A 6146-nucleotide genomic window follows, 5' to 3' on the forward strand; every position below is an offset into this window, starting at 1 on the left:
TCTAGGTAACATTCGGAGGAAAATATGAATTTTTTTGTTAATGAAGCAATGGGAATTGGAAATTCTGGAGTAGAACATGCGCAATTTTATCGAGCTAAGCGTTTCGATCAGGCTGGATTAGATTATCGTTTTATATTTATGGAATTAGTGGATAATCTACACGAAGCCATGGATAAATGGAATTTAAGTGATAATCAGGTCATAAACATTTGGGAGTATTTTGTGTATGGGGATGAATACGCTCTAAATGGTTTAGAAAAAAGAAGTGCAACAGAACACCAGTCGGTCATTGATAGTACGCAAACGATTCGTTCAGATAATAAGATTACTTCGTCAGGGATGCGAGTTGTACGCCATTACGTTAAATATACAAATCCGAAAAAGAACCCTCCATTACTGGTGAGTGTCGATCGGGTGGAAATATATAACAATGCTACTAATGAACGAAAAATTATGTTTGAACAATTAACGGATCCACATAACGAGGGTGAGGTTGAGATCAAAAATATTCATTTATATAATCAACCGGAACAGTTATTTTTCCCTAATTTAATTCAATTCCGAAGATATTTTTTCCATCGATTAGAAAAGCTTTTTCCTGAGAAAAATGTATTTATATTAGATCGTGGCGAAGCTAATGAAGTGGCCTTGATGGATGATGATGTTAGAGATCAAAACAGACGTAAATTAATTTCGATTGTCCATGCGGACCACTTAGGAGATCGCAATGATCCGGCTAACCCATTGTGGAATAACTATTATGAATACGTTCTAACTCACCTTGATCAATTAGAAGGATTAGTTGTGGCAACCGAATTACAACGGCAAGATTTGTTAGTCGATTTCCCAAATTTGGCTAAAAAAATCGTTACAATTCCGGTGGGGGGAGTCCAAGATGTTCGCCAAAAATTAGTACCTAAAGCACACGCAGATTTTAAATTAGTTACGATTTCCCGTTTGGCTGAAGAAAAGCATATCGATTTGATTATTAAAGCAGTCATTAATCTTCATCAAGCCGGTAAAAAAGTTAGCTTGGATATTTATGGTGCTGGTGGAGAAGAGAAAAAACTTAAAAAGATTATTGATGAAAGTAAGGCTGGATCATACATTGAACTAAAGGGACTTACGCATCATGCCGATCAAGTTTATCCAAAATATGATGCATTTGTATCCGCCTCATTTTCCGAAGGCTTTGGCCTAACCTACATTGAAGCTTTGAATGCTGGATTACCAGTTGTGACCTTTAAGGCACGCTTTGGCGCAATGGAAATGATTGAAGATGGTGTGAATGGTTTCTTAATGGACTTCAAGCGTGAAGATACTGACTATAATGTCAGTCAATTAGAAGTAGGAATTGAAAAACTAATGAATACCGATATCGCCACGATGGAAGACGCTATTCTTCAATCCGTAGACAAGTTTCGGGATAGCGTAATTGCCGATAAATGGAGGAAATTGATTGATGAACTATGAGTTGGTGAGTGTTTTAAGAGTTGAGACAGATAATTGGAAGCAGCAAAAGCAGCGGGCAATCAATAATAATAGTAAAGTAATCACGCTTCTTCCCGATCCTTTCTTTACACGTTATAAAAAGGAAGAATATGAAAACATGATGAATATTGTCGATTACGTGACTAAGCGAACATACGATGAAAAAAATTCCTTATTTTTCGACAAAGTACCGATGATAGATGGCGCAGAAATTTTCATGAATGCGGATGGAATCATTTCAATCATCAAAAATGGAGTTAGGATTGGGGAGATGCGAACATTTCCGCAAAGTCGACGTTTGGTTCAAGATGTGACGTACTTTAACGATGATGGAACCAAAGACATGGTTGAAGAATATACGTTTGACGGCTCGATTTTTAGTAATATCTACTATTATGAAGATCGCGTTCAAGAAATTGATTTCACTAATAATGATGGCCAAGTTTGTTTGCGGTTCTACTTCTACGAAGGAGAAATGAATTTAATTACGGTGGTTGACCCAACAACCAATGCGGTCTTGGAATCTTACGATAACATGATTCAATTTCAAAAAGCACAACTCCAAAAAATTGTGGGCCCTGAAGATCAAATTAATATTTCATATTTAGGGATGGAATTAGATGTCTTAGAAAAGACTAAATCTAAGAACACTCTATATTTAGAAGAATCAGCTTTTGATGGTAGCACGGTTAAAGGAAACCTGAAATTAATCATGGATGACCAGATCCAATATGTTCAACAAGCTGTAGTTAAACATGAAGATTACGATCAGATGGTAGATCAAGGGTTGAATGTTTCAAAAGTACGATATGTAGATTGAGATAAATTGAAGGCCAAATCATCATGATTTGGCTTTTTTACTAGAATATTGGGGAGGAACGATTATTGCAGGTTGAAAAGAACGTCGTTATCAGTGAATTTATCGTAAATATGGAAGATGTGTTATACCATCGAGATAATACCGATGTAAATATTGCCGAAAAGGTAGCAGAACAAACCGCCTCTTTAGCTCATTATGGAGTTGCGCACTATGTCCTGACCAACGCCACTAATCAGCAAGACAGTGATAATTTACATATCGTACAGACTGATTTGTTCGAACATTATCCTAAATTAACTTTGTATTTTTATCGAATTTTGATGGCTTTTGATTTTTTGCAGGCTCATCCAGAAATTGAGAAAGCTGCTTTGACGGATGCTGGAGACGTAAAGATGTTGAACTATCCGTTTGATGCGGTAGAAGATGGCATCTTGTACATGGGAGACGAAACGATTTTTATTTACGATACCAGTATTTTGATTGGCTATGACGGTCCCCAATTTATCAAAGATTTTATTTGGGAAAATGGTCATTTACCAATTTTGAACCTAGGTATAATGGTAGGAACGCGGGAGACACTAATCGAGTATCTAGGAATTATGGTCAAACTCATTACGGAAGCAGAATTAAGTTTAGCCCAAGGAAATGACGAAGCCTTTTTAGGAACGTATAAAATGGCTATTTCAAATTACGTAGCTTATTACTATTTTAAAGACCGGTTAGTGCATGGAAATCAAGTATCTACCATTTTTCATGGAGAACAAATGGTCAGCGGAGCCTGGTTTAAACATAAATAGGAGATATTAAAGTTGGATAAAACAAAATTAAAAGCACTAATTTGTAATAAAATCTGGATTTATCAATTTTTGTCAGACCAGAATAATACCGTCCTCTTATACTTAGGAACTGAAAAAAATTCGGGTTTTCTAACCCTTGAATTTCTTAAAAATGGAGAAATTGAAATTCCAACCAAAGTGGGCTTTCGACCTGCAGAATATCGTTTGTGGGATTTTGATGAAGCACGACAAGAAATCATCTTTATGAACCAAGCAGGGCAAGAGCAAAAGCGCGCGCAGTTACCAATAGGCACCATTAATGGAATGCAAATTATTAATTTTCACGGTGATAAAAAAGAAATGTTGGTTGACGTACCCCATAATAATCAAGCGAAGGTGGAATCTCGAATTCTGGGTGGTCGACAGATGTTCATTTTACCCCGAGAATTTTTTCAGCAAAGTGCTTTCCGCAACCTAAGTCATGCAGGCTTTAACGTAAAGTTACTAGATACTAGTGAGCGTATGGATTTTTTCAATAAGGTTTATGAGTATGTGATTCAACATCCTCAATTAGAACAGTTAGTAGTGTCAAGAACGGGCGATACCACAATTAACAGTTCGAGAAATGATTTTTTATTATTTAAATCCGCAGCTGGGATGCTTGCTTTTGATTGGTTTTCGGGGAAAAGAGCCTTACTAATCGAATTTTTAATCGTAGTTTTAACGGAAAATAATCAACGGCAGCTTAATCCAAATGACCATCGTAGTGAAGATGAAATGTTAAAGCAGGTTTTGGTGGAGAGGTTTGCTGGGCGATATGAAGTGGAATAAGCTTGTGCTAAGCAAGGAAGTTTATAGCAATTTTTTATCTAAAATGAGTGAAATGAATTTTTAGGGTACACCCTAAAAAACAAGCTAAACCATCTGTTTCTCTAGCTTCGGTCACGAAATGGTTTATATGCTTGATTAATTATAACTCAAAATCACTAGTAAAAAAACATTTTCCAAATCAATAAATTTCTCTAATAAAAGCCTGATATTATCAGGCTTTTATTTAGTTTATAAAGTTAGTATTAGCCACTGATTAAAAAACAACAAACCCAAACAGCTATGATTTATAAAAAATATTCTTGAATTTTTAAACATCTAGTTCTTAGTTTTTAGGGTGTACCCTAAAAACTTTATATATAAAAATGAAAAGGAGTGGGTAGATGATGGGCAAAGCATTTCGATGGCTGTATCTGTTAAGTACCTTTTTGTTGATGATTGGACAGGCAATTTCACCTTCTATGGTTTCTGCTAAGTCTTTAAAAGATAGCGGGATTGAAGTTGGAATTAGTATGACAGATCCAATTAGTTCTCAACAAAAAGTGACTACAGTGATTTCCATTCAAGGTTCTGAAGATGAAATGAGTATTGGCAGTAAGGTAATCGTTAATATTCCAGGAAGTACTGTACAAAGTGGTGTTGAGGGCATTAATTTAGTGGGAGCTGGATTACAAGGTTTTGATGGTCCGACAATCACCAAAGTTGGGGATAATTATCAATTAGTATATGTTAAAAATAGTGAATCGGTTGCTGGTGGTGAACAAGCGACTATTTCTTGGACTTCACCCGGATGGTATCCAGGAGATGAACCAGGAGAAGTAGAATCCACTATTAAATATGAAGATGCTCAAGATACTAGTAAAAACGCCTCAGATAGCACTCAGTCAAATACTAAGGGGACACTTAGTCCGGCTAAGCCAGATTTTGGTAAATGGACAATGATGGCTAAGACTGATGATATTCCAAATTACAAAGGTGTAGCATTAATGAATCCTAGTAATTCGGCGGTAAATGTTTATGACCTACCTGTAAATTACGGTAACAAGAAAATGAGTAATGCAACAGTTAAAGACGTTTTGCCAGCAGATACTCATTTTGTATATCCAGGTATATCAGTGCAAACAGATCTTAAAACTACCAATAATATTCGAATCTTAAAACTGAATGGCAGTGGTTTTACTAACGTCACAGATCAATTTGCTGGTGGGATTAAAGTAAATGGAAGAACCTTATCAGTAGATTTTGGAAATGCCATGAATGATGGTTCTGCATACGTCGTGGAATATGCGGTTGCACCGGATGATGGTCAGACACCAACAACCTATGGGGTGAAAGCAAATTCTGCAGAATTGAATTATATGGATTCAGAAGGTGATTCTAAACAAGCCACCGCTTCGCTGAATCAAGCAATTGATGATAATAGCAATGGGTCCTTCAAGTTTACAAAAGAAGTAAAACAAACTGAATATTTGATGGGATCAAAATATTTAGATTACACAATCAAATTAACAAATAATCATAACTTTTTAATTCCTAGTGGGTCAATAATTGAAGATGTTTTACCAATGGGATTGGATTATGTTTCAACTGATAATAGTTCTACAGCAGTTGATGTAAAACCCAGTGTCGCAGGGCAAAATGTGCAATGGACTTTAAATCAAGACTTAGATACGGGAGAGAGTGCAGTCGTTCATTTTCGTGTAAAAGTGGATGAATCACAATTCCAACCAGGAGAGAAGATTAATAATAAAGCCGTGTTACATCGGGTCGGGAGTAAGGACATTAATAGTAATACTACAACTATTTTAGTGTTTAATGGAAAAATTAAGATCAGCAAGACAGATGCCGAAACTGAAACGGCATTAGCGGGGGCTGAATTTGATATCCTAGATCAAGATGGAAAAGTAGTTGACCATGTAAAAACTAGTTCTGATGGGGCCATTATTAGTAAAACATTACCCACAGGGGATTACTCTGTTAAAGAAACTAAAGCTCCAGAAGGATACGAATTATCAGAGAAAGACTATACAGTACATCTAGATTATCAACATGCTAAAAATGGGATAGTTGAAGTCAATGTTGAAGATATTCCAGATACCATAAGTACAACGGATACGAGTGATACGACAGATACCACAAGTACAACGGATACAAGTGATACGACAGATACCACAAGTACAACGGATACAAGTGATACGACAGATACCACAAGTACAACGGATACAAGTGAT

5 protein-coding genes are annotated in these 6146 nt (G+C 36.2%); all 5 read left to right on the plus strand.

Annotated features, from left to right (window positions below; translation table 11 throughout):
- The first annotated feature begins 24 nt into the window (after positions 1-24).
- Positions 25-1473: a glycosyltransferase gene (locus tag HFC68_RS04730; protein ID WP_011672809.1), complete on the plus strand. Its 1449-nt coding sequence runs from the start codon at positions 25-27 to the stop codon at positions 1471-1473.
- A complete protein-coding gene (locus tag HFC68_RS04735) occupies positions 1463-2311 on the plus strand; it encodes a hypothetical protein (protein WP_011672810.1) in 849 nt (282 codons plus the stop codon). Before HFC68_RS04730 ends, HFC68_RS04735 begins: the two co-directional genes overlap by 11 nt.
- Before the next feature lie 65 nt (positions 2312-2376).
- The gene (locus HFC68_RS04740) at positions 2377-3108 is read left to right on the plus strand and encodes a hypothetical protein (RefSeq protein WP_011672811.1); all 732 of its coding nucleotides are present in this window, start codon (positions 2377-2379) and stop codon (positions 3106-3108) included.
- A gap of 12 nt (positions 3109-3120) precedes the next feature.
- Positions 3121-3918, plus strand: coding sequence for a hypothetical protein (locus tag HFC68_RS04745; RefSeq protein ID WP_167399703.1), 798 nt, complete (start codon positions 3121-3123; stop codon positions 3916-3918).
- 380 nt (positions 3919-4298) lie between these two features.
- A partial coding sequence (locus tag HFC68_RS04750) for a SpaA isopeptide-forming pilin-related protein (protein ID WP_167399704.1) occupies positions 4299-6146 on the plus strand: 1848 nt, incomplete at its 3' end.

The sequence above is a fragment of the Pediococcus sp. EKM201D genome, assembly GCF_011800215.1.
Lineage (GTDB): Bacteria > Bacillota > Bacilli > Lactobacillales > Lactobacillaceae > Pediococcus > Pediococcus pentosaceus.